Source organism: Vreelandella sulfidaeris (genome assembly GCF_042429665.1).
Taxonomy (GTDB): Bacteria; Pseudomonadota; Gammaproteobacteria; order Pseudomonadales; family Halomonadaceae; genus Vreelandella.
The window spans coordinates 270,172-295,546 of sequence record NZ_JBHMAC010000013.1 but is presented as its reverse complement, the minus strand read 5'-3'; the positions used below and the strand labels follow the sequence as shown (position 1 = coordinate 295,546).

Annotated in this window: 17 protein-coding genes and 2 pseudogenes; 12 read left to right on the top strand and 7 right to left on the bottom strand. The window is 52.6% G+C overall.

Annotated features, from left to right (window positions below):
- Window positions 1–170 precede the first annotated feature (170 nt).
- Complete coding sequence (locus ACFFLD_RS15955; protein ID WP_386042102.1) at window positions 171–2,279, top strand: methyl-accepting chemotaxis protein; 2,109 nt, start codon at window positions 171–173, stop codon at window positions 2,277–2,279.
- 229 nt (window positions 2,280–2,508) lie between these two features.
- A pseudogene (locus tag ACFFLD_RS15950) lies at window positions 2,509–4,367 on the top strand (methyl-accepting chemotaxis protein).
- Window positions 4,368–4,391: 24 nt separating this feature from the next.
- Here the strand turns inward: ACFFLD_RS15950 and ACFFLD_RS15945 are convergent.
- Window positions 4,392–5,318, bottom strand: a complete 927-nt coding sequence (locus tag ACFFLD_RS15945; RefSeq protein ID WP_386042099.1) for a LysR family transcriptional regulator — start codon at window positions 5,316–5,318, stop codon at window positions 4,392–4,394.
- A gap of 168 nt (window positions 5,319–5,486) precedes the next feature.
- Here ACFFLD_RS15945 and ACFFLD_RS15940 point away from each other — a divergent pair, with 168 nt between their 5' ends.
- Entirely contained in the window at window positions 5,487–6,263 is a 777-nt protein-coding gene (locus tag ACFFLD_RS15940) for a ferredoxin--NADP reductase (protein ID WP_386042096.1), read from the top strand.
- Between the two features lie 82 nt (window positions 6,264–6,345).
- Here ACFFLD_RS15940 and glnK read toward each other — a convergent pair whose 3' ends face one another.
- The 3 genes from glnK to ACFFLD_RS15925 all read right to left on the bottom strand — a co-directional run bounded on the left by glnK (window position 6,346) and on the right by ACFFLD_RS15925 (window position 8,624).
- Window positions 6,346–6,684, bottom strand: coding sequence for a P-II family nitrogen regulator (gene glnK, locus ACFFLD_RS15935; RefSeq protein ID WP_027957942.1), 339 nt, complete (start codon window positions 6,682–6,684; stop codon window positions 6,346–6,348).
- 189 nt (window positions 6,685–6,873) lie between these two features.
- Window positions 6,874–8,121, bottom strand: coding sequence for an ammonium transporter (locus ACFFLD_RS15930; protein ID WP_386042093.1), 1,248 nt, complete (start codon window positions 8,119–8,121; stop codon window positions 6,874–6,876).
- A gap of 164 nt (window positions 8,122–8,285) precedes the next feature.
- Complete coding sequence (locus tag ACFFLD_RS15925; RefSeq protein ID WP_386042091.1) at window positions 8,286–8,624, bottom strand: P-II family nitrogen regulator; 339 nt, start codon at window positions 8,622–8,624, stop codon at window positions 8,286–8,288.
- A 358-nt stretch (window positions 8,625–8,982) separates the two neighbouring features.
- Between ACFFLD_RS15925 and ACFFLD_RS15920 the strand changes: the two genes are divergently transcribed.
- The 6 genes and pseudogenes from ACFFLD_RS15920 to ACFFLD_RS15895 all read left to right on the top strand — a co-directional run bounded on the left by ACFFLD_RS15920 (window position 8,983) and on the right by ACFFLD_RS15895 (window position 15,984).
- Window positions 8,983–9,330 carry an accessory factor UbiK family protein gene (locus ACFFLD_RS15920; RefSeq protein ID WP_386042089.1) on the top strand — a complete coding sequence of 116 codons (348 nt, stop codon included), beginning with the start codon at window positions 8,983–8,985 and terminating at the stop codon, window positions 9,328–9,330.
- A 158-nt stretch (window positions 9,331–9,488) separates the two neighbouring features.
- Window positions 9,489–10,070: pseudogene (locus tag ACFFLD_RS15915) on the top strand (TonB-dependent receptor plug domain-containing protein); the annotation flags it as partial.
- Window positions 10,071–10,112: 42 nt separating this feature from the next.
- The gene (locus ACFFLD_RS15910) at window positions 10,113–11,087 is read left to right on the top strand and encodes a helix-turn-helix transcriptional regulator (protein WP_386042087.1); all 975 of its coding nucleotides are present in this window, start codon (window positions 10,113–10,115) and stop codon (window positions 11,085–11,087) included.
- A 160-nt stretch (window positions 11,088–11,247) separates the two neighbouring features.
- Window positions 11,248–13,350: a TonB-dependent siderophore receptor gene (locus tag ACFFLD_RS15905; RefSeq protein WP_386042085.1), complete on the top strand. Its 2,103-nt coding sequence runs from the start codon at window positions 11,248–11,250 to the stop codon at window positions 13,348–13,350.
- 125 nt (window positions 13,351–13,475) lie between these two features.
- The gene (locus ACFFLD_RS15900) at window positions 13,476–14,363 is read left to right on the top strand and encodes an ABC transporter substrate-binding protein (RefSeq protein ID WP_386042083.1); all 888 of its coding nucleotides are present in this window, start codon (window positions 13,476–13,478) and stop codon (window positions 14,361–14,363) included.
- A 112-nt stretch (window positions 14,364–14,475) separates the two neighbouring features.
- A complete protein-coding gene (locus ACFFLD_RS15895) occupies window positions 14,476–15,984 on the top strand; it encodes a YifB family Mg chelatase-like AAA ATPase (protein WP_386042081.1) in 1,509 nt (502 codons plus the stop codon).
- Here the strand turns inward: ACFFLD_RS15895 and ACFFLD_RS15890 are convergent.
- From ACFFLD_RS15890 to ACFFLD_RS15880, 3 genes are read right to left on the bottom strand one after another with little or no spacing between them, the layout of a single operon-like run.
- On the bottom strand, window positions 15,932–17,299 hold the full coding sequence (locus ACFFLD_RS15890) for an O-antigen ligase family protein (protein WP_386042079.1): 1,368 nt from the start codon (window positions 17,297–17,299) through the stop codon (window positions 15,932–15,934). The two genes, ACFFLD_RS15895 and ACFFLD_RS15890, sit on opposite strands and share 53 nt — an antisense overlap.
- Window positions 17,300–19,120, bottom strand: coding sequence for an ABC transporter ATP-binding protein (locus ACFFLD_RS15885; protein WP_386042077.1), 1,821 nt, complete (start codon window positions 19,118–19,120; stop codon window positions 17,300–17,302). It abuts the gene before it with no gap.
- An 18-nt stretch (window positions 19,121–19,138) separates the two neighbouring features.
- A complete protein-coding gene (locus ACFFLD_RS15880; RefSeq protein WP_386042075.1) occupies window positions 19,139–20,338 on the bottom strand; it encodes a nucleotidyltransferase domain-containing protein in 1,200 nt (399 codons plus the stop codon).
- Between the two features lie 405 nt (window positions 20,339–20,743).
- Here ACFFLD_RS15880 and ACFFLD_RS15875 point away from each other — a divergent pair, with 405 nt between their 5' ends.
- Genes ACFFLD_RS15875 through ACFFLD_RS15865 form a run of 3 tightly spaced genes read left to right on the top strand, consistent with a single transcriptional unit; the run spans window position 20,744 to window position 25,288 of the window.
- On the top strand, window positions 20,744–21,679 hold the full coding sequence (locus ACFFLD_RS15875) for an AAA family ATPase (RefSeq protein ID WP_386042073.1): 936 nt from the start codon (window positions 20,744–20,746) through the stop codon (window positions 21,677–21,679).
- Between the two features lie 10 nt (window positions 21,680–21,689).
- Complete coding sequence (locus ACFFLD_RS15870; protein ID WP_386042071.1) at window positions 21,690–23,351, top strand: cobaltochelatase CobT-related protein; 1,662 nt, start codon at window positions 21,690–21,692, stop codon at window positions 23,349–23,351.
- Window positions 23,348–25,288 (top strand): asparagine synthetase B family protein, encoded by a 1,941-nt coding sequence (locus ACFFLD_RS15865; RefSeq protein ID WP_386042068.1) that lies wholly within the window; start codon window positions 23,348–23,350, stop codon window positions 25,286–25,288. Before ACFFLD_RS15870 ends, ACFFLD_RS15865 begins: the two co-directional genes overlap by 4 nt.
- Window positions 25,289–25,375 lie beyond the last annotated feature (87 nt).

Genomic DNA, 25,375 nt, shown 5'->3' with positions numbered 1-25,375 from the left:
AACGTCGCTATGTAGCACTTCTGCCTGTCAGCTTTTTGCTTATAGCTTCTATCAATAGTTACTGGCTTAAACCGACTTAAACCATCAGCACCATTAGCAGGCCGCGGGCTTTTGCTGCGTGAATCGCACTTTTCGCTGCCCATGACTCACCTAGCTCTAAAGGAATCAGTATGCATTTTGGCTCGTTGCGGACCTATATGCTTGTGCTAGCAAGCCCCTGCCTGCTGGCGATTGTGGCTGCCCTGGTTATCTATAATCTGGTGGCGACCAACCGTAGCGCCGAAACCGTTGATCAGCACACCCGCGAACAGGCGCAAGCTGCGCTAGACGCCCGATTGAACGCGATTATCGTGGCAGAAGGCGAGCGTATCCAAGGCGAGCTAAACAGCGCGCTTCAGGTTGCTGAACAACTAGCGCGCACCAATGCCCTCTTGGGAGCCATTGATGCAGAGGGCCGGCAAGCGCTTTATTTAAGCCGCCGCCAGCTCTCCAATATCATTCGCCAAACCGTTGCCGATAACCCGACACTGCTGGACGCTTTTATTGGCTGGGAGCCCAATGCCTTTGGCGATGACGTCCGCTACGTCGGTGAAGAGCGCTACGGGCATGACGGTAGCGGGCGGTTTATGCCCTGGTGGTATCGTACCGATGAGGGCTCCCTGGAGGTCCTGCCGCTGGGCGATACCATGGATAGCCAAACCGTACTCGCCAGTGGCGTACGCGAAGGCGAATATTACCTCTGCCCCAAAGAGACGCTGGCTTCCTGCGTTATCGACCCGGCCATTTACGATTACGACGGCGAATCGCTGCTGGTCACCTCTTTCAATGCCCCGATTCTGGTCGATGGCGAGTTTCGCGGCGTTGCCGGTGTCGACCTGTCACTGAACTTCATTCAGAACATGCTGACCGAGGCGAGCCAAGAGCTCTATAACGGCGCTGGCCGGATGATCCTGGTTGCCGGCCGAGGCGGCTTAGTGGCGGATACAGCCGGTAGCGAAGCGCTTGGTCAACCAGCGAGCAACGTACTCAATAACGATATTCTATCCGGCATCGAGCAAGCGAGCTCTCAGGCAAGCTTTCACGGTAATACCCATGACGGCTTGATCCAGCGCTACCATACCCTCACGCTCGGCAATACCGACCAACCCTGGGTACTGGTACTCCAGCTCCCCGAAGAGGTGGTATTTGCCGATATCAATGCGCTGCAAGGCATGCTTGGCGACCAGCGCAACCAAAACGTTCTGGGTATGACCATCATCGGCCTGTTGCTGGCCATTACAGGTATGCTTGCACTGTGGTGGATTGGCGGGCGCATCGCTCGCCCTCTTCGCCGTTTAGCTGATCGAATGCGCGACATCGCCTCTGGCGACGGCGATCTGACCCAGCGTTTACCGGTGCGCGGCCGTGACGAAAGCGCTGAGCTTGCCACCCAGTTCAACGCCTTTGCGGTAAAAATCCACGACGTGCTGGTAGAGGTGCGCACGAGTAGTGAGTCTGTCCACCATGCCGCCACTGAGATTACCCAAGGCGGTCAGGACCTTTCACGGCGTACCGACCAGGCCGCCGCCAGCCTGCAGCAGACCTCGACCGCCATGGAAGAGATCAGCAGCACCGTGGGCCACACTACCAGCGCCTCCAAGGAGGCCAGCGGCCTGTCGCAGAACGCTTCCGAACTCGCTTCCCGTACCAACGACGCCTTTGGTCAGGTGGTGGCGACCATGGACGAGATTCGCACCACCTCCGACGAAATTCAGGCCATCGTCAAGGTAATCGACGGCATCGCTTTTCAGACCAACCTACTGGCACTGAATGCCTCGGTTGAGGCCGCCCGCGCCGGTGAACACGGCCGTGGCTTTGCGGTAGTCGCCGATGAAGTACGCAAGCTTGCCGGGCGCAGCAGCGAAGCCTCGGCGGATATCCGCCAGCGTATTGGTGCCTCGACCGAGAAAGTCGAGAGCGGTACGCAATTGGTGCGTGATGCCGAACAGGCCATGCACGAACTCTCCGATAGCGTCATGCGTGTCAATCAAATGCTTGGCGATATCAGCACCGCTGCCAGCGAACAGAACGACGGCATCAGCCAGGTCAGCATTGCGGTCAGCGACCTTGACCAGATGACCCAACAAAACGCCGCGCTGGTCGAGGAATCAACCACTGCAGCGGAGCAACTCAAGGAACAGGCCGAACGGCTTGCCGAGCTGGTCGGTGGCTTTACACTAGAAGGAGAAAGCACGTCTGACCGACATTCACTACCCTCTCCCGCCCCCGTGAGCTACTAACCAGCACCCACGGCAGCTATTCTGGCCGTCATATTGAATCCTCTCAGGGCCTTTTTGTAAGGCCCTTTTTTTACGTCGTGATAAAGGTGAGCGCACTATTATTATTTGCACAAGATTATCTGCGTACTACTAAAGTTGCATCCAAAAAGGCCGATAGCCTGACAGCGGCTATTAACGACAAGGCGACGCCCCCCCTGTCACATTTACTTTCCCTAACGAGATCTCGTTTATGTTGTCATCCCTGCGCTTGCGCATCCTGCTTATTACTCTAGTGGTCATTACACTGGCCCTCACCATTAACGCCTCGGTCAGTTATTTGACCCTAAAGACACATAACGATGAGCAGGTGGCCCAGCAGTTGGCTTCCATCTCCGTGGGCAACGCCCTGGCTATTGAGGAGTGGGTGGCAGCACGCGCCGCCATGATGGAAGCGGCGCGTACACCAATACTCGATAATGATCCGCTTACGCCTCTGATTCAGCTCGCCGAATCGGGTGGGTTTCTTTCAGCATATTTAGGGCAGCCCGATGGTAGCCTCCTAACCTCTGATGGCTGGATACCGGATGATGACTATGACCCACGAGCGCGCGATTGGTACCAGTCGGCGGTGGCGCAGGATAGAACCATCGTCTCACTACCCTACGTAGATGCCAGTAGCGGCCGTCTGGTAGTTCCCTTCGCCACGCCAGTCAAGCGCGATGGACGTTTATATGGTGTCATTGGCGGCGATGTGGCCATCGATAATCTGGTTAATCAGATCAATGCCATTCAGCCAACCCCTTCGAGCTTCGCGTTTCTGAGCAGCGGCGGTGAGACGGTGGTCGCGCATCCGGAACCTTCGCTCACGCTGCAGCCACTTACCCAACTCAGCGATAGCTTGACGCCCTCTACTATCGAGCGGCTGAGCGCCACCCGTAACGCCTGGGAGCCCGTGGAGGTCAATGGCCGGAGCAAACGGGTGGCGCCACCCCCATTGCGGGTACCGACTGGGAGCTCGGCGTAGCACTTGATGAGCACGAAGCCACTGCCGGTCTGCGCGCCATTCTCAAGTCATCGCTAATGACGCTACTGGTCATCATCGCCGTGACGGCTCTATTGTTGAGCCTGTGGCTCAAGCGAATGTTTGCAGGCCTTGAGCGTGCCCGGGATGCGCTGGATGATATTGCCAGTGGTGAGGGGGACCTGACCCGCCGCCTGCCGGAGCAGGGCCGCGATGAGGTCGCCCAGATAAGCGGTGCTTTCAACCGTTTTGTGAGCAAGATGGAAGCCGTTTTGATGGATGTCCGCGAGAGCAGTGAATCCGTGCATCACGCAGCCAACGAGATTGCCATGGGCGGACAGGATCTCTCCCGGCGTACCGATAACGCGGCCGCCAGCCTGCAGCAGACGTCCGCGTCGATTGAAGAGATCACCAGTACCGTACAGCACACGGCGGCATCCGCCAAAGAAGCCAACAAGCTCTCCCAAACGGCCTCACAGGTAGCCAACGAAGGCGGCCAGGTAGTGGCAAATGTGGTCACTACCATGGAAGACATTACCCACGCCTCGGATAAGATCGGTGAAATTGTCACCTTGATGAACAGTATCTCCTTCCAGACCAACCTGCTGGCGCTGAACGCCTCGGTGGAAGCCGCCCGGGCAGGTGAGCATGGTCGTGGGTTTGCGGTAGTCGCCGATGAAGTACGCAAGCTTGCCGGACGCAGCAGCGAAGCGGCCAATGATATCCAAAAGCTAATCGAAGACTCGCAAAGCAAGGTCAATAACGGCACCACCCTGGTACGTGATGCTGGCGCGACCATGCAGGATATCGTGTCACACATTACCCGCGTGACCGACGTTCTTGAGGAAATCAATGCCGCCACCAGCGAGCAGAGCGAGGGTATCAATCAGGTCAATATCGCAGTGGCCGAATTGGATCGCATGACGCAAGAGAATGCCGCCATGGTTGAGGAATCCACCACGGCCGCTGAGCAGTTGAAAGAGCAGGCCGATCACTTAGCCGTGACCATTGGAAGTTTTAAACTGTCCCAGCGCGCGACGCCACCGCTGACGGAAAGCCACTCGGCGCGTGCATTGCCATCGTTCTAACCAGCTACCTTGACGCGCCACCGGCTAGGGAACCGGTGGCAGCGCTATATCATCGCTACGCTTAGCGCCAGCGGTCATCTCTCGACACAGCCGCAGGAACTCGCGTACACCAGTGGTGAGGTATTTGTGGCGGTGCCAAATAAACGTAAATTGGCGCTTTAGGTCCAACTCTGGGGTGGGTAGCGGCACTAAGCTTCCACGCCGGAAAGCATCTCGCAGCGCCAAGCGTGAAACGCAGCCAATGCCCAGGCCCGACTCCACCGCACGCTTAATACCTTCGGTATGTTCGAGTTCAAGCAGGGTATTAAACCGGCTACGGCGATGGCGGGCGGCGTGCTCCAGCGTCATCCGCGTGCCCGACCCCTCTTCGCGCATGATCCAGTCTTCTCGCAGCAGTTGCTCCAGTTCAAGATGTTGGCGGCCGGCCAGCGGATGGCGCGGTGAGCAAAACACGCATAGCTCGTCCTCTACCCAAGGCTGACTAATGATCATCTCGTCATCGCATTGCCCCTCAATCAGGCCCAGGTCAAGGGAATGCTGGCGCACACCTTCGATAATATGACGCGTATTGCGTACCGAAAGTCGCACCCGGCTGCCTGGGTAGCGCTGCATAAAATCGCTTATCAACAGCGTTGCCAAGTAGTTACCAATGGTCAGCGTGGCCCCCACATCCAGCGCCCCTACGCCCTGCTGGCCACGCAGAAGTTCTTCGATCTCCTCACCGCGGTCAAGCAGCGCTACCGCTTTGGGCAATAGCTGAAAACCCAATGTATTAAGCTTTAGCCGTTTACCGATTCGATCCAGCAGTTGGCAGTCGAACTGCCGCTCAAGCTCCGCAAGCGCCGTGCTGGTCGCCGACTGAGACATGGCCAGCGCCCGCGCTGCATGGGAGACGCTCTCATGCTGGGCGACCGCCACAAAAACTTCCAACTGCCGGAGGGTGTAGTGCATAAACCATGACCTATATCTATTTTTCAGATAACTGTTATCAATATAATTTGCTTAACAGATATACCACCCTTTGCTTAGACTTACTGGCAACATATTTAATTATTTTTATTCTTTTTAAGAATATCACCGATGCCATTTAGCGCTGGCATCCTCGTAGGGAGAAACGCAATGAGTAAGTTTGCTCTGGAAGAAGTGCTTAGTGTTCATCACTGGAACGATACTCTGTTCAGCTTCCGCACCACGCGTGAACGCAGCTTGCGCTTCAAAACCGGTCAGTTTGTGATGATTGGTTTAGAAGTGAATGGCAAACCGTTGATGCGTGCTTACTCGATTGCCAGCCCTAACTACGAAGATCACCTTGAGTTTTTCAGTATCAAAGTGCCCGATGGCCCACTCACCTCACGCCTTCAGCACTTAAAAGTGGGCGACCAGATTATGGTAAGCCGTAAGCCGACCGGCACACTGGTAACCGACGACTTATTGCCAGGTCGCAACCTGTATATGCTCTCGACGGGTACTGGTTTGGCGCCGTTTATGAGCCTAATTCAAGATCCAGACGTATATGAGCGCTATGAGAAAGTGGTGCTTGTACACGGGGTACGCGAAGTGTCTGAACTGGCGTATGCCGACTTCATTACCAAGGAGTTACCGGCACACGAGTACCTAGGCGACGATATTGCTAAAAAGCTCGTTTATTACCCCACCGTGACCCGTGAAGAGTTCCACACGATGGGACGACTGACCGACCATATCCGTACAGGCAAGTTGTTTGAAGACACCGGTCTGCCGCCCATTGATCCGCGCCAGGATCGCGCCATGATTTGCGGTAGCCCTGCCATGCTTGATGACACCAGCGCCCTGCTCGACGAGCTGGGATTGAATATCTCGCCACGCATGGGCGAGCCGGGTGACTACGTCATTGAGCGGGCATTTGTTGAGAAATAAGCCGCTAAAACGCTAGTTATGTCCCCCCGCCAATCGGTTTGATGATATCAACCGGTTGAGCGGGGGGTTGTCATAGGGGCCTTTAAACGGCGTCTTTACCTGTTTCGCCCGTACGGATACGAATAACCTGCTCCAATGGCATCACAAAAATTTTGCCATCACCAATTTTACCGGTATTAGCTACTTGGGTAATGGCGTCAATCACCTGCTCGACCATGTCATCGTCCACCGCTACTTCCAATTTCACCTTGGGAAGGAAGTCCACGACATACTCAGCGCCGCGATAGAGCTCGGTATGGCCCTTTTGACGTCCAAAGCCCTTGACCTCCGTTACTGTAATCCCCTGAACGCCAATGTCCGAAAGTGACTCGCGCACATCGTCGAGTTTAAATGGCTTAATAATCGCTGTGATTAGTTTCATTACCCTATCCTATAACTGGTGGCCGTGATGGGATCGGTTGATACCGCGGTTGGATTCGCAACCGATGACCGCTAACGCCCAGCATACACCGCTATCGTCAGAGAATAAAAAGCCTCCCGCTTAGGGGAGGCTATCTGGAGCACTTCAGCTCAATTGATCATTATTGAATGATTTCCTGGTAGCGCTAATTTATTTTTTAATCCCAAATTCTGGGTAGGCTTCAAGGCCGCATTCAGCGATATCAACGCCTTCATACTCTTCTTCTTCGCTCACACGGATGCCCATGATGGCTTTCAGGATTAGCCATACCACCAGGCTTGCCAGGAAGACCCAGCCGAAGATACCGGCAACACCGATGAGCTGAGCGCCGAATGATGCGCCATCGTTATTCAGCGGCACCGCCAGCACACCCCAGATACCTACCACGCCGTGTACTGAGATCGCACCCACCGGGTCGTCCAGCTTCACTTTATCGAGCGTGACGATAGCCGCCACGACGATAATGCCGCCAATCGCACCAATGATCGTAGCTCCCAGCCCAGAAGGAGACAGCGGGTCAGCGGTAATCGACACCAGGCCTGCCAGCGCGCCGTTCAAGGCCATGGTCAGGTCCGCTTTACGGAACCACAGCTTAGCCAGGATCAGCGCCGCAATAACCCCACCAGCAGCGGCGGCGTTGGTATTCACAAATACTTGAGCCACGTTATTAGCAGAACCAATATCCGACATCTTCAGTTCAGAGCCACCATTAAAACCAAACCAGCCCATCCATAAAATAAACGTACCCAGCGTTGCCAGCGGCATGTTGGCACCAGGGATGGCGTGAATAGAGCCATCTTTACCGTATTTGCCTTTACGCGGACCTAGCACAATTACCCCCGCTAGCGCCGCTGCTGCACCGGCAAGGTGCACAATGCCCGAACCTGCATAGTCAGAGTAGCCCACCTCGGACAACCAACCACCACCCCATGTCCAGTAGCCAGACACCGGATAAATAAAGGCAGTCATCACGACGGCAAAGGCCAGGAATGCCCACAGCTTCATACGCTCGGCCACGGCTCCCGAGACAATCGACATGGCGGTGGCAACAAACACCACCTGGAAGAAGAAGTCAGAGCGCATTGAGTAGTAAGGGGCGTCATCGCCACCGGCGGTGACGGCGTCAACACTGTTTTCGGCGCCGATCAAGAAGCCCAGGTTAGGTAGGAAGCCGCCCGCACTGCTGGAATACATAATGTAATAGCCGACCAACAGATACATGGTGCAGGCAATGGCAAACAGCGCAATATTTTTGGTTAGAATTTCAGCGGTGTTTTTCGAGCGGACCAAGCCTGCTTCTAACATCGAGAATCCGGCGGCCATCCACATGACGAGCACGCCGCAGATTAGAAAGTAGAACGTATCGAGCGCATAGCTCACATCAGCTAACTCATTCATAAGGTGTTCCCCGTTATACTATGAGAATTAGTCGTACCAGCCACCTTTACCACTCTTAAGCATTTGTCTTAATTAACTTTTAAATCATTATTTTATGTAATTAAGCTAACCACTTACGGTAGGTACTTGTGGCTGAACGTAAAACAAAGCCTGATAAGCCGTGGTTACACGGCATCCGCGCCGCGCTCACCAGTACGAATGCGGATCACGTCTTCTAATGGCGTAACAAACACTTTACCGTCACCAATCTTGCCGCTATTGGCCGCGCTGCAAATGGCATCCAGCACGCCTTCTAGGCGATCATCGTCGACGGCCACTTCAACTTTGACCTTGGGTAAAAAGTCGACCACGTACTCCGCGCCTCGATACAATTCGGTATGTCCTTTCTGGCGACCAAAGCCTTTCACTTCAGTCACCGTAATGCCCTGAACACCGTTGTCGGCTAATGCTTCACGGACATCGTCGAGCTTAAATGGCTTGATGATAGCGGTGATGAGTTTCATCCCGGATCTCCCCTGCTGGATAAGTCCTGCTAGATTAGTAGCGGCACAGCCGCCAGAATAAGCACCTGAACCGATAATGCGCATACTGTGCCAGATGCCTTTTTTTTACTAAAAATCAGCAATATAAACAGCCTCACTAAAGATTTATAAGGCTAGTTTTCTACAAATGTCTTCTCTGACCTCAGTCAACGCACCAAAAAAGAGCGTAAGCAAATATTGCCTGCTCTATTTCGATGCAAGACGGTGTTGAACAGGAAACGTATTCAACGCATGCGAATTCGCCCACTGTTGCGTATCCTTATGGGTAAGCCGTTTTTTATATGTGTTTATTACGTTAGTTATTAAGGAGAGAGCAGCTATGGCGCCTCAAGACCGCATCAGCCGACTGGCCCAGCAGATTGGTGACCGCTTACAGAATGCCTCCCAGGCACCTGAGGATATTCAAAAGGGCGTACAACAGGTGGTACGTGGTGCCTTTGATCGCCTGGAACTTGTCTCGCGAGAGGACTTCGATATTTTGATGGATGTACTGCAGCGCACGCGGTCACGCGTAGAGGCGTTGGAGCGTCAAGTCGCCCAACTTGAGGCCACTGTAGAGGCGTCCGCTGCTCCTACCAATACACCAGTAGAAGCAGAAGTGCCGCCGGTTCCGGCCCCTGAGCCAGAGGCCGATCCATCCACAGAGCAGAAAAACAAGCCTGTTTAACGCATAAGCCTCGTTAGCAGCAACAGCATAATGGCCTGTTGCTGCGTTTATAAGTCATTACTGTCCACTCTTATAAATACGAATCACTATCGTTGACTTTGTATTTCCCGGTGATACTCTCCGCCTTCTATCTCCTTATTGTTCGCGGATTATTCACCATGCAAGCTTTGTCTTCATCAACGCCTCCTTTTGCAATACGTGGGCTTATTAGTACCGGCCTGCTACTAAGTTTCTCCAATGGCGTATTCGCTCAAAACACAACGTCTGCACTAGCACCAAATACAAACAGCGATGAGACCATGGTGGTCGTGGGATCCCGCACTCCCACTCAGATCAGTCAAATTCCCGGTGCTGTTTGGGTAATCGACAAAGAGATGCTTCAACAACAGACCCGCAATGGTGCAGACCTAAAAACGGCACTTGGTCGACTAGTACCGGGGCTGGATCTGGCGCCGCAAGGACGCACCAATTATGGGCAAAATATGCGCGGCCGGGGTGTGCAGGTGCTTATTGATGGCGTTTCACTCAACAGCTCCCGCGGGCTATCACGTCAATTTGATGCCATTGATCCTTTCAATATTGAGCGAGTAGAAGTCCTTTCCGGCGCCAGCAGCCTCTATGGCGGCGGTGACCAGGAAATCTTTCCCGATATCGCCCAAACCGATCTGCAGGACAATCGCAGCATCGATGTAATGGGCAACCTCTCCTTCCAATTGACCGATGCACAGCGCTTGCAGCTCGTTCGCTATTGCTGATCACCATTCAAGGGTAAAGGAATGGCCATGGCGACACTTGGCGCTATAACACCCTATTGCGTTCCACTGACCACCCATGACCTGCTAGCCCTTGGTCAGCGCTTCGGGATTGATTATCGCTTTCCCGAAGCGTCTGGCCACTCATCTTACGTTGCCCGCGGGCGAGTGATGGAGGTCGAGGTAGCCCCCACACTACGGGTGACACACTCGGAACTTGACGTCTTACAACCTTACGCTTCCACCTCCCGGCGTGCTTCGCCGTGGTTTCTCAGTGTGATACTGGAGGGGTGCATTCAAGTAAGGCTTGGTCATCAATCGTTTCAGCTGCAGGCTGGCAACGCTTTCAGTGCGCACTTCAACGAGCAGAGCGGTCTTGACGTTTTCCAACCTGCGCCACAACGTTTACGTATCCTAAATGTGTCGTTTCTAGCACCTACCGCACCTTGCACTTTCTCCCCTATCAACGTTGCACTTCCAGCAAAACCAATGCTGCATACCTGGCAGGTACCTCAGCCGCTTCACCAAAGTCTAGAGGCGGCACTGGCTTCAAACGAATCAGCAGAGCGGCAGCGCCTGTTATGGCAAGGACTTGCATTTCAGTTGTTAGCCCATGGACTGCCTGATGAGTGTCTTGAGCGACACAGCGAAGAGAAAGCCGTCAGTTGCCCATCGGGCATTTCACATCGCGACCACCAATGCCTAGAACGCTTACGCCAGCAGTTAGCGGATTCCCCTCATCAGGATTATCGCCTGGCGCAGTTAGCCAAAGAGGCCGCCATGAGCTCCAGCAGTCTGCGCACTAAGTTCCAGCGCTGTTATGGCTGCTCAATATTTGACTATCTACGACGCTGCCGCCTGGAACACGCTAAGGCGTACTTACGCAACGGTTATAGCGTGCAGCAAGCCGCCCACGCCTGTGGTTACGGACATGCCACCAACTTTGCCACCGCTTTTAAGCGCGCCTTTGGCATCGCCCCTCATCAGCTTATTAAGAACCGCTAACAGCGCTGCGTTTAATACGTTTATAGCAAGTTCCCCTAATGCTGGCATGTTTGGCATTGCGCATATCTCTTTTGTCATTCGACATACCTTTCAATCGGCATTAAGCGCAATAATTCTCATTACACAACTAGCCCACTGTTTTTCCTTAGGTACTCTCGCCATGCTCGCTTTGAATCCCCGTTTCTTGCCCTCTACGCTCAGCATCGCTGTCCTCACGGTCATGGCAATACCATCGGCATACGCTCAACCAAGTACGCCGTTAGGCACGGTCACGGTGACGGCTCAACAGGCTGCAACCAAGATTGAAACGCCATTTATCGAAACGCCCCAGAGCGTATCCACGATTACCCGCGAGCAGATGGATAACCGCGGCGTGAGCACCGTGCAGCGAGCCACGGACTACACCCCGGGCGTCTACAGTAACCAAATTGGTGCCTCGAACCGCTTTGACTACTTGGTTTTACGCGGCTTTTCAGACGGCAGCTTAAGTAACACGTTCCTGGACGGCCTCAAAGTGATGGGCGATGCCAATTCGCATAGTTCGATGCGCATCGACCCGTGGTTTCTGGAAAGTATTGAAGTCGTCCGTGGCCCCGCCTCGGTTCTTTATGGGCGCGCCTCACCAGGCGGTGTAGCGGCCTTAAACAGTAAACGCCCCGAGTTTGAACCGGGCGGCGAGCTGCGCGTCAGGATAGGCAATAATAACCAGCGCAGTGCCGCGTTTGACCTCACCGGGCCGCTTGGCGCCGAGCAGCGGGTGGCCTTCCGCCTAACCGGTATTGCCAGCGCCGCGGATACCCAATTTGGTCCAGCAGAGGAAGAACGCTACGCCATTGCCCCGCGCCTCACCTGGGACATCACTGATGACACCAGTCTCACCATGGAGGCCTACCTTCAGGATGAACCGGAAGGCGGCTATCACTCCGGCGTTCCCTACGAAGGGGCAGTAGTCGCCCATAATGGGCGTAAAATCAGCAATAACTTCTTTGATGGCGAAGAGGATTACGATGCTTATGAGCGTACCCAACGCATGCTCGGATACGTCATTGAACATCGCTTTAACGATCAAGTAACCGGCCGTCAACGACTGCGCTATCTCAATTCGGACGTGGTACTTAATCAGGTCTACGGCTATGGCTGGACCTCACCGGCATCAGATGAACTTACCCGTTACTACTCGGGTAGCGAAGAGTCGCTTGACGCCTGGACCGTCGATAATCAGTTGGAAGCCCGGTTAAATAACGGTTTTATGGATCACACACTGCTGTTTGGGGTGGATTACCAGCAGCGGGAAAATGACGTATCGTGGCCATCAGGCGCCTTCCCAGCCATTGACGCCTTTGAGCCTGTTTATGGCAGCGCCCCCATTGCATTTTACGCGCCCGTACGTGAACGCCATGAGATCGACCAGACTGGGGTCTACCTGCAAGATCAGATAGCCCTCAATAACTGGCGTTTCACGCTAGGCGGCCGCTACGACTGGGTGAATATTGATAATACCAACCGCGATAGCGGTGACATTAGCTCTCTCAGCGATACTCAGTTCAGCGGTCGTGCGGGGGTGGTGTATTTATTCAATAACGGCATAGCACCCTACCTAAGCTACTCCACCGCCTTCACCCCCACCAGCTTTGTGGATGAGAGTGGCGACCTACTTCGTCCCATGGAAGGTGAGCAGTGGGAAACCGGCGTTAAATACCAGCCTAACGACAGCGACAGCCAATACAGCGCAGCCCTTTTCCACATAAGCCAGGAGAACGTGGCCACGAAAGAACAGCCCACCGACCCTTACCTCGCAGTGGGAGAAATCGAGTCCCAAGGGCTGGAGCTGGAAGCACAAACACGGTTGTCCGACACCCTGTCGCTGCAGGCAGGCTACAGCTTTACCGATATCACCTACGCCAAAAGCGACGACGGCAATCAGGGCAACAATGCGATTTATTCACCTCGCCATCAAGTGCAGCTATGGGGCCACTATGAGGCCAACGATGGCTGGCTAAACGGCGTGGATATGGGGGTCGGCGTACGCTACTACGGGGATATCGCTGCTGACCGCGCCAACACCGAAAGCGTGCCCGACTACACCCTGGTGGATGCCACCATCGGTTACGATCTAAGCCACCTCGGTGTTGAAGGCGTCGAAACACGCTTAAACGTGAACAACCTATTGGATAAAGACTACGTCGCCTCCTGCAACTCGCTGGAGTATTGCTACTTCGGTGCCGAACGCGGCGTGACCGCCAGCGTGCACTATCGCTTCTAAGCATCAACCCATGCTAACGCGCCCGGACAACCATGCCGGGCGTGTTTTACGTTATTCAGGTTTGCAAACAATAAATATTATCGTTTAAATACAGCTCTTATTTTCCTGGATGGCCTCTCATCAACATGCGCCACACCAATCTTATCTGTTTGCTCGCTCGCTGCGGGCTGCTCGTCGCTTGCTTGCTGCCTTTTAGCACGGCTCACGCCCAGTGGGCCACGGTGGACTGGACGATCGCCGAAACATTGCTGGCCATCGACGCACCGGTTAGCAGCGTTGCTCAACAGAGTGACTACCGCGCCTGGGTAGGCGAGCCACGCATCCCTGACCATACCGCCGACATGGGATTGCGCACCCAGCCGAATATGGAGCTGCTGGCCCAAGTATCCCCGGAACAAACGCTTATTTCACCGATGTTCATGAGCCTAATCCCCCGCCTTGAACAAATTGCTCCGGTGAGCACCTTTGCGCTCTATTCACAGGGCGCCGATACCTGGCAGGAAATGCTGAGCATAACGCGCCAACTGGGAGAGCTAACCCACCGTGAAGCCAAGGCCGAGGAATTAATCGACGAGACGCAGTCGCTAATGGCCGAACTACGCGGCCAATTTAGCCAAACCTCACCACTATTAATGGTGCAGTTTATGGATGCTCGCCACGTGCGTGTTTTTGGCGATAATAGCCTTTATAACGCCGTATTAGAGCAGCTTGAAGTTCCCAATGCCTGGGATCAACCCACAAACGCATGGGGGTTTTCTCTTGTGGGCATTGAAGCGTTAGCGCGCTATCCCGAGGCCACGCTGGTAATCGTAGACCCAATGCCCGCCGGCGTTGCAGAGCAGTTAGACACAAGCGGTTTATGGCAGCATTTACCCAGCGTTAAACATAATAATATGCTGCGCCTGCCCCCCGTATGGAGCTTTGGCGCCCTTCCTTCCGCCCAGCGCTTTGCCAGAGAACTGAGCGCAGCGCTTAAAAACGCCTCAACGGAGCGCATCCAGGCCAGTGACTAATGGTCATTAAAGCTACCAAAGCATTCTTAACTCAGGTAGGTTATTATCTTCGGTAAAGTAGCCTTAACTTATATTGGGCGCTAGGTTATTCCCATTAAGACAAGGGAGCGTAATGACGTTAGCTATTGTCGCCACGCGTGCAGGCGTAGGTTTAGATGCCCCGGCAGTGCATGTTGAGGTGCATCTGGCCAACGGTTTGCCTGGCCTAACGCTGGTTGGGTTGCCGGAAATGGCCGTGAAAGAGAGCCGCGAACGGGTACGCAGTGCCCTCGTCAATGCGGGCTTTGATTTTCCTAATACGCGACGAATTACCTTAAACCTTGCCCCCGCTGATCTGCCCAAAGAGGGCGGCCGTTTTGATCTTCCCATTGCCCTGGGGATTCTCGCGGCTTCTGGTCAAATCCCAGTCGACGCGCTGGAAGGTATGGAATGCGCCGGCGAGCTGGCGCTGGATGGTAAGCTTCGCGCGGTGCCAGGCATTCTCCCCTTTGCCCTGGCGACACGACGGGCCAAAAATTCTCTAATCATTCCCCGTGAGTGCGCCGATGAGGCCGCATTGGCGGGTGACTTACCGGTACTGCCTGCCGACACTCTTTGGCAAGTCGTCGCTCATCTGCTCGGTCAAGAAAAGATCCCCCCGCATAAGCTGAGCGCTTCGGTAAAAGCCGCCGCTCCGGTAGATGATCTCGCCGATGTCCGCGGTCAGCAGCAGGCACGGCGCGCGCTGGAAGTCGCGGCGGCTGGCGGGCATAACCTGATTTTTGCTGGACCGCCTGGCACGGGCAAAACCATGCTGGCTAGTCGTCTGGCAGGGATTTTACCCCCATTATCCGAAGAAGAGGCGTTGGAGGTAGCGGCCGTACGCTCCGTTTGCGGGCTACCGCTAGAAGCTGACTGGGGCAAGCGACCATTTCGCCATCCTCATCACAGCGCCAGCGCTGCTGCCTTGGTAGGCGGGGGTTCAAAACCCAAACCCGGCGAGATATCGCTTGCTCACCACGGCGTCCTTTTTTTAGATGAACTTCCTGAGTTCTCACGGCATGTGCTGGAGGTATTGCGCCAACCGCTTGAAACGGGAGAAATACATTTAGCCCGCGCCAGTCATGAGCGCCGCTATCCTGCTCGATTTCAATTGGTCGCGGCAATGAACCCATGCCCTTGCGGCCACTTGGGAGACCCGCGCCAGCGTTGTCAATGTACTGCTAGTCAAATCCAGCGTTATCAAGCACGGCTATCAGGGCCTCTGTTAGACCGCATTGATTTGCAGGTGGAAGTCCCGGCCCTGCCGCCAGAGCAGCTTACCGCGCAAACCCAGGGTGAGTCATCAGAGGCCGTACGCAAGCGCGTGATGGCCGCACGGGAGCGTCAGATGAGAAGGGGCGCACTCAACAGCCAATTGAGCGGTAAAGCGTTGGAAACCGCCTGTGCGCTTGATGATGAAGAGCGAGCCTGGTTGGCAGGTGTGCTCGAAAAACTCAAACTGTCCGCTCGCGCCTACCACCGTGTGCTGCGCGTAGCGCTGACGTTAGCCGACCTGCAGGGTGAGCCCAAGCCCACCCAGCCACACCTTATTGAAGCAATTGGCTATCGGCAGTTGGATCGGATGCTGAAGGGCGGGTAGAGGACAGCACTCGCGCCTTAGAGGATGTTTGAGAGGAGTAGCCCAGGCACGCCCACAGCGCAACACTCAACCCTAAAAAGCCACTAAAGCCTCGTAAATCCCTAAACATGGCCTGAGACAAACCAAAGTCGAAAAAGGCAATAACGACCATCAAGCCACCAATCGCCAAGAGGCGAACAGATATATCATCCGACATCTGCCATGCTTTTTTGGCAAATGCTGTAGCAAAGGCTACATACAGCAATAACAAACTGACCACGCCGAGCAAACCTCTTCGAGCGAGGGTGTCAATAATATCGCTATGCAGCTGGGGAACAATCATGCCTCGATCATAAGCTATCTCATAAGTTACCAGAGACTCCAACCTTTCTTGAACACCGCCCTCACCAATACCCAATAGAGGGTTCTCGATGAACATAACCCACCCTGCACGCCAAAACTCAAAGCGTGTGCCCAATGAGGTATCGGCATCATTATTGATAAAATATTGATAGATATCATCGAATATAGCCACCAAACGTACCCAGATGCCTGATGGGGGATAAGCGATAATCGCAATAACAAATAAAGCGATCAGCAACAGAGTTATATTACGCACTTTAGGGGCAATTAAATTGGTGGTAACCGATAACAGCAACGCCGTAAGAAATGGAATCGCTACCCAACCGCCGCGTGAGCCAGACAATAAAGATGCTAAAAAACCGAAAAAGGCAGCGCACACAGCTAACAGAACCAACCCATAAAAGTAATTTCTTCGTTGTTGTAAAAAATAAATTCCCGCCACTAGAGACAGTGCCCCCATCAGGAGAGATAAATTGCCAAATGGAATCGCATTGATGCCATTACTGGCTCTCCCTACACCAAGGACGACTCGCTCATATATTGCAATAATGCCCGAACTTAGCGCGCCACAGCATACTCCCCACCAAAGCCAATCAGGAGAAGGTGTAAATATACGCAAGGCCAGTAAAAAAAACGCTGCTAAAAAAGGCCAGAGATAAAGAGGATGAAAGCCATCGCGAGCCAGTAAGGGCAAACTGCCATCTGCCAGCACACTCCACCACCACACGCCCCCAAAAAACAGTAGCGCAGCCACCAGCTTGTAATCATCTCTAGTGAATACGCTAGGCGATAACTTATAGCTAACAAAAACGACGCATCCCATTAGCGCCGATATAAAGGCGGCTAACCCCCACCACCAATATGCTTCTGGAATGAGAATAAGCGTGGCAGTAAAGCCAAAAATAATCACGCCGTTCAAAAGCGAGAGAGTTCGACTGGCTCTCCCTTTCTGGATTATTTGAAGTTTATTCATTTACGATAAATCATGCTGATAGTACTTAGCCTGACGGCTAAACAAGTCATGATAGATGCCCTTTTGCTCAAATAGTGACTCATGAGTACCTGACTCTTTAATTTCACCATCATCCATCACGTAGATGTAGTCGGCTAAACGAATGGTCGACAGCCGGTGGCTAATGACCAAGGCAGAACGATGGTTGATGCGTTCACGAAAGTTTTCAAACAATTCAGATTCTGCCACCGGATCCATGGCACTGGTGGGTTCATCCAATATAACGATGTTAGACTTCAGCATAAACGCGCGAGCGAGCGCTATCTTCTGCCACTGACCGACACTAAGCTCTTTTCCATTATCAAATAGCCGTGTTAGCAGCGTGTCGTATTTATCGTCCATCTCTTCAATAAACGCCGCGGCGCCCGCATTTTCGGCTGCATGAGGCACCGTATGTTCGGCATCGGTGCCGTTGATATGACCAAAGCGAATATTTTCGTGCACTGACTCCGCATAGTGCGAGTAATCTTGAAAAATCACACTAAACAGCTGTCGATATTCGTCAATATCACAGTCTTGAGCATTAATACCATTAATCTGGACACTCCCTTGCGTCGGGTCGTAAAGCCGTGTCATTAGCTTTATCAGCGACGTCTTACCCGAACCATTAGCCCCGACCAAGGCGACTATTTGCCCAGGCTTTATTTCCATATTCACATGGTTAATAACGTTCTTTTGGGTGCCTGGATAGGCAAAACAGACGTTATCAAGCTTTAAATTGACCTCCTCAGAGTGAGCGATTTTTACAGGCTGCGTCGACCGAGGTACGGTGTGTCGCATATCCATAAACTCAAACAGCATGCCCATATATAAATGGTCTTCATACAGCTTGGAGAGCTGCTGAACAAGCTCTTGGCCCATGCTTTGTGCGCGCTGGAAGATCAATAGAAAGAGCACTAAATCGCCGACACTATTCTCACCTTGCGCGGTATTCCAGGCCAGATAACCAAGAGAGGTAAAGAATATGATTGATGCCAGCGCAGCAACGATGGATTCGACGGCAGTGCGCTTACGACTAATAGCCAGCTTTTCACCACGAATATCGTCTCGAATGTGCTTGTACTTATTTCTTAAAAAATTACCTAATTGATTAAGACGCAGCTCTTTAGCATGTATATCGGACGTCATGAGCCAGTCCAGATACCCGGCTCGCCGTTCCATTTGTGTTCGTCTACGCTGCCAGTCGTAAAGAATACGCGTAAAGTAAATTCTGGCGATAAGCGCAGGGATTATCGCAAACAAAATGATGGGTAGTAACAGCCAGTTAATCGTGGCTATCAAAACCACGATCGCTGCCAGCATCAAGGCATTTTTGCCCAGTAGCATTAAATTGCTGGCCACCTGTGCAGGGCGCTGGCTGCCGGACTGGCGAGCACGTTCTAGGGTATCGTGATAAAGCGGACTTTCGTAAAATGCCAAATCAACACTAATCGCGGTTTTTTGAACAATGTTATCGACATAGTCGGCTACCATCATCCCTTGTGTTTCCCGCGCAAAACCTGCAAGCGCCCTTGAAATCACATAGGCCAATGTCCCCAAGCCCGTCAGCACCACGTAATAAATGACCGAACTGACGTTCTCGGCTGCCTCTGGTTCAGCCAGCACGTTCGTGACGACATCGACCATGTGCTTTAAAAGATACAGCACCCCTAGCCCCGAAATAATTTCCAGCGCAATAAAAAAGGTACTTAACAGTGTCCACTTGCGGCTACTTTTCCAAGAGATGGATAGAATGCGCATCAGGGAAGAAAAAGATGCAAAAAACTTATCGGCGATCGCCATAAAATTAAAAACACTCCATTAATTAATGGTCTTTTTATGACCTAATCGAGCATACGCCTCATGAAAGGGGCGTATGCAGCAATAAATCCACTGCCATTGCCTTGTCAGTGGCCAAGCCGCGTAATTTTCATAAGTAGGGCGAAAGATACGTTTCCAACCCAGTAATCGCCATTGCCATATACGACCATTGGTTGTTTGCCAAGCGAATGAAAAATCAGGGGTGGGCTTCTTTCGACTCAGAGAGTGTTCAAACGCGACATCGCCATGCATGGCCAAGATCGACGTACGTACTAATTCTCGAGTATTGGGCGACAACGTCTCAATATCGCCGCGCATAGGAGCACTGAAATACGCCACCATTTCCAGACACGACCGAACCGTACTTCCCAAATGGTAACGATCAGCGCAAGCCAACGCCTCATCAAGATCAAACGAGGGATGGTTCATTATCGCGGTTATATCGACGATCCAGTGAAGGCGTGACCAGTAATGCTTGGTATGATGCCAGCATAAGTAGACAAAAAGTTCACTGATCGGCATTACCCACGTCTCGACTTGACTAACAGTCACAGGCTGACGTTTTTCAAGCATTCGCGTCGCTTTAAACACCGATCCGGTATTATCAATTTTGGTATGAAACTCGACAGCGACGTTACGAGGCGATAGCAGTGTAACTACTTTTTGGTGACTGGCTACAAACGCGACACTTTCATCGCTCGGCGTTAATGCTTTCGGATCGTGGGGTTGATAGCCATTATTTAAGGCATGTTGAAGAATTTTTGGTAAATCTTGCGGGGCAACCAGAATATCCACATCTCGACAAAGACGCTGGGCAGGCTCTGGATAGTATTGATACGCGAGCGAAGGCCCTTTAAAACAGAGGTGAGGGACATTGAGTGGTGATAACACATCCCTGACCACGTGCTTAAACTCAGCCGATATATTCAGATTATGTTGCAAAGCACGCAATGAGTAGAGCTTCATGACGTCGAGATAAGGGTCAGGAATACGATCTTTCCAATGGCGGCTAAGATGGCTGTGCACAATGGGCAATACAAAGCGCTCGGAAGCCTGGCGAGTAAATGTATCCCAGTTTTCAACGCGTGGGATCAATTCATCAATCGCCTGAATTTGCTCTTGGTTGAGCACCAATCTCGATAGAAGCAACAGTAGCTGGAAGCTCGGGTCCGCCATGAGGTGTTCAGGAGACTCAGACATCGTACGCTCATTTATAAGGTGAAATTTTACCGCCAAAGGAAGCAGTCAACGGTTTTACTACTGGCAACCACTAAGACAAAGGGCTAGCGGTGATGAGCCAGTTCGCTTCAACTGACACCTAACCATCAGTGATTTCATCTACTGATATCGATAGTATGCCTCGCCTATATCGCCTTTATGACAGCTTCCGTAACAATACAGGCTTAAATAGGTGATAGGCATAGTGCTGTTTCTCACCTAATTTGACTATTATCTTTACATTTAATGTTACCTTATGTAAACAGAATTCACATTTAGGTAAGGTACACCTCTACTTTCATTACCTTTGAATGAAAATAAGCACTGCTGAGCATCTCAACTGATCTGCTCTGGATGAGATCTTATAAAGGACGGCTAATTAATACTATGACGACATACACCCATCATCCCGATACACATTGCAATGCTGACGATATGTTTCATGTCGCGATGCCCTGGGAGATCCCTGCTTTTTCGCAGTCAGATGAACATGTGCCGGAAAAGGACCCCCACTTTCAGTTTGTTGACAGTGCCACCCGCGCCATACTGATGGGATTCGCCAAAAATCGTCGTGTTTATCTTTATGGCCCCCACGGAAGCGGCAAGTCATCGCATATTGAGCAAGTCGCCGCTAGGCTGAATTGGCCATGTATCCGTATCAATCTTGATGGTCATATTACCCGCGCGGACCTAATTGGCCGCGATATGGTGGTGATGCGTGATGGTAAGCAAGTGACAGAATTTGTTCCGGGCATGCTGGTATGGGCCATGCAACGACCCATCGCGCTAATTCTTGATGAGTACGACGCCGGGCGCCCCGATGTTATGTTTGTCATTCAACGGGTGCTTGAAACGCAAGGAAAGCTAACCTTGCTGGATCAAAATCAAGTCATTACTCCCCACCCCAGCTTCCGTCTCTTTGCAACGGCTAATACTGCGGGCCAAGGAGATGCATCAGGTCTCTATGTCGGCACTCAAGCCCTCAACCAGGCGCAGCTTGATCGCTGGCATGTCACGACTGAGCTTGGCTACATGGCCACTGAGGCAGAAACCCAGTTATTACAACGAAAATTTGACTCATTACCCGAACAGCAAGTTCAGCGCATGGTCACCTGTGCCAGCCTATTACGTCAGGCTTTTGAACAGGGCGACCTGACGACACTTATCTCACTGCGCACGTTGATTTCATGGGCAGAGAACAGCTTACTTTTGAACGACCCTCATGAAGCTATGCGTCTAAGCTTCTTTAACCGTTGTGACGAGGTAGAGCGTTCATTGGTTTCTGAAATCTATCAGCGCTGTTTTGATGTTGAGTTGGCATAAGGACACTGTCATGTCATCGCCCGCTAACAAGGAGCAAGCGCTTATTGAAGCGTGGACACGGACCTACGCCGCTGGCCGCATGACGTCATGGCCTTCGGCCAGCATTTTGCCGGTTTCCTCAACCGTCCGCGGCGGCGCGGATGCAATGGCCGCTTGGCGGCGCTGGCACGATCCCCGCCCGCTGGCTAACTTTACCCATGAAGAGCAAGCATGGTTCAGCCTGCTTGAACGTGCCCGAGTGGAAACGCTGGCCAGTCATGAACTACCGGGTATTGCGCACAATTTATCGAATCCTTTATCGATAGCGCCACCACGACAAGATATGGCGGCGCTTTATCACGCCGCCCGTCTTGCTTTTCAAGCTCGGCCTCTGCCCGACAATATGCTGTTGTCTTCGCCACAGGAACACTCGTCAAAAAGCGTATTAAAACGGGCCTGGGGTCAGTTATTAGGTCGTCAAGCAACACCTGCTCCCTCCCCTCCCCCCGTTAGCGACCATCAGCTTCGTGAGGTGCTGCAAAAAGCAGCTGAGTGTTTGCACGATAGCGGCGCCTTTGCATCCACCGTTGCCCCTCTGGTTGAGCAACTCGCGCTTTTCTATCAGACCAACCAACCTTCGCGGCCTCAAGCAAACGATCATATTCGCCTGCAGGACGAGGATATTGAAGAAGAAGAGTCTGATGATGCAAGTGAGACAAACACGGGCTTAGCGGAGGAGCTTGCAGAGCGTGATGATAAGAAACAGCAGTATGCGGTATTCTCCCGTCAATGGGATGAAACCCAGCCGGCCAGCTATTGGTTAAAAGAGGCAGATAAGGAAGCGTTTAAGCAGCTTCATCAGCTAGATCAACGGCGCATCAAACAACTGGCGCATCGCCTGCAACGCCGCCTCTTAGCTGCGAGCCAACGTCGCTGGCTATTCGATCAAGAAGACGGGCGGTTAGATAATCGGCGTTTGGCAAGGCTATTGGATGATAAACCTACCCAGCGTGTGTTTCGTATCGAACAGGCAGCCCCCATGCCCGCAGCCTGCGTCACATTGCTGGTTGACCAATCAGGCTCCATGGACATAAAACGCCGACAGATGGCGGCCATGGCAATCGAATTTGCTGTCCACACCTTGGAAATGTGCAAGATTCGTTGTGAAGTGCTGGGCTTCACCACCCGCTATACCGCTGACAATCCAGTGTTTAGGCGCTGGCAACAGCGCGGGCAACCCGAGCACCCAGGGCGCTTAAATGCATTGCAGCACATTATTTATAAAACCCCTGAGCAGCCATGGCGTCGAACCAGACACCATTTAAGCTTACTGCTACGTCAGATGCCGGGGCACGAAAACATTGATGGAGAAGCCCTCCACTGGGCAGCCAGTCGTCTCAGCCGTCAACCTGAACCACGCAAAATAATGTTGGTGATATCGGATGGCGCGCCCTACGACAAGGCTACCGCCCAGGCAAACGGGCGTGACTTCTTAGAACATCATCTACGACATATTATTGGTGATATTGAGAAAAGCCCGATCAGTCTAGCCGCGATTGGCACCGGCCAGAATGTCGCCCGTTTCTATCAAAACTCCGTCACCGTTCGTCGGCCTGACGCAGTGGCAGAAACGTTATTTGAACAGCTAGGTAACCTACTTGTGCCAGCGCAAATCAATGAGGGTTCATCATGAGTGCGATTGCAGGTCTTATCCATCTTGATGCTAGCGCCGTTGATCGTGACACGCTGCAGCGCATGCAGTCATTGTTAACACCCTATGGTCGCGATGCTCAGCATAGTTGGCACCAAAAAAATGCGGGTCTAACTCGCACGCTATTACGCACTACCCCCGAGGACAGCCTTGATCAGCAGCCGCTTTGGCGCGGGTCTGAAAAGCTGGCAATGGTATTCGATGGGCGTATTGATAATCGCGAAGAGCTTTTTGAAAAGCTCGGGATCAACGACGCGCAAGCAGCATTGATGCCGGATAGCGAACTGGTCTACCAAGCCTGCCAGCGCTGGGAGACAGACGCTCCGCAACAGCTACTCGGCGACTTCGCCCTCGCTTGCTGGCAGCCTCACAAGCAGCGTCTGTGGCTTTCCCGCGACCCCCTCGGCATGCGTCCCTTATATTGGTATCAGCGCCAGGATCTGTTGGCGTTTGCGACGATGCCCAAAGCGCTTTTTGCCATTCCTGGCTTTACAAAAGCGATCAGTGAAGAGCAACTGCACGACTATATATGCTTGATACCCCGTTCAGACTCAAAAACATTTTATAAAGATGTGTATCACGTTGAACCGGGTCAGGTCATTGTGTTTGAAAACGGTGAAAGGAGAACGCATTTTTACCATCGTTTTGATCCAAAACATGAGCTTCATCTTGATTCTGACGAAGCGTATGTTGAAGCGTTCCGGGAACAGCTCGACCAAGCGGTAAAGCGCCGTTTGCGTTCAAACGGTGCTATTGGCGCTGAACTTAGTTCCGGCTTAGACAGTTCAACCGTCACTGCTACTGCAGCATCACTCCTGGCTAAGCGTCAGCAGTCATTAGTGGCCTACACGGCAGTACCGCGCGAAGCCTTCAATGGACCGGTCCCTCGCGGCCGCCATGCCGATGAGTCAATAGGCGCCAAAGCGGTTGCTGATCGCTTTGCGAATATTGAGCATATTTTAGTGAGAACAGGCGATAAAACGCCGCTTGATGATTTGCAAGAGGTGGTAGAGCTACTTGATCGTGCGCCGCTCAACACTTGCAATATGGCGTGGTGGATAGCCATCCGACAAGAGGCCGAACAGCGAGGAGTCAAGGTGCTGTTAACCGGATCGATGGGGAATTTCAGTATCTCCTATGACGGCTACCCTTATTTGGCGCGGCTAGCTCGAACAGGCCGCTGGAAAACATTGTATAACGTCTATAAAGGACTGAAACAGCGTCAACGAAATATGCGCTGGCAAAACATGGTTCGGCCATGCCTTGCACCGCTCGTGCCCAATGTGGTCTGGAGGTTAAGGGAAGCCGCCCGTGGCAGGGCCTTTCGATTAAAAAATTACTCAGCGATCAAGCCAGACTGGTCAAAACAGATGGGCACCCAACAACGAGCCAAGCAGGCAGGTTACGACACCAGCTTTCAACCGGCGTGGCAAGGTCGCCAGCAGCGGATCCAAGCCATGCAAACAATGGAAAATGGTGACTATAACGCGTTGGCGAATACTTACGGTCTTGAAATGCGAGACCCTACTGCCGACGTGCGTTTGATTGAGTTTTGTTTAGCCGTTCCCGAATCCCAGTATGTAGGGGATGGGCACTTTAAATGGTTGCTCAGACGCCTTATGCAAGACAGCTTGCCACCGGAAATTCTGGAGGCCAAGACGCGGGGGTTACAGTCAGCCGACTGGTATGAACAAATAGATCGTTCACTTCCCCAAATAAGAGAAGAGCTGGAAAAGCTAAAAGCACACGACAGCGCTAATGACTATTTAGATATTGAGAGTTTGGAGAAAGCGCTGGACGAATGGCCTACTAATAGCGCGCGGGGCAGCCAAGAAGTAGAGCTTCGTTATCGTATTCGTATGCTACGCGGTTTATCAGTGGGACGTTTCATACGCTATGCTGATGAGCAAAATCAGTAATAAAAAGCAACAAACGACTATGGACGAGAAACAAACTATTACCTATATTGGATATGATTGCCAAAATCCGGCAATCTTTCAACTTAA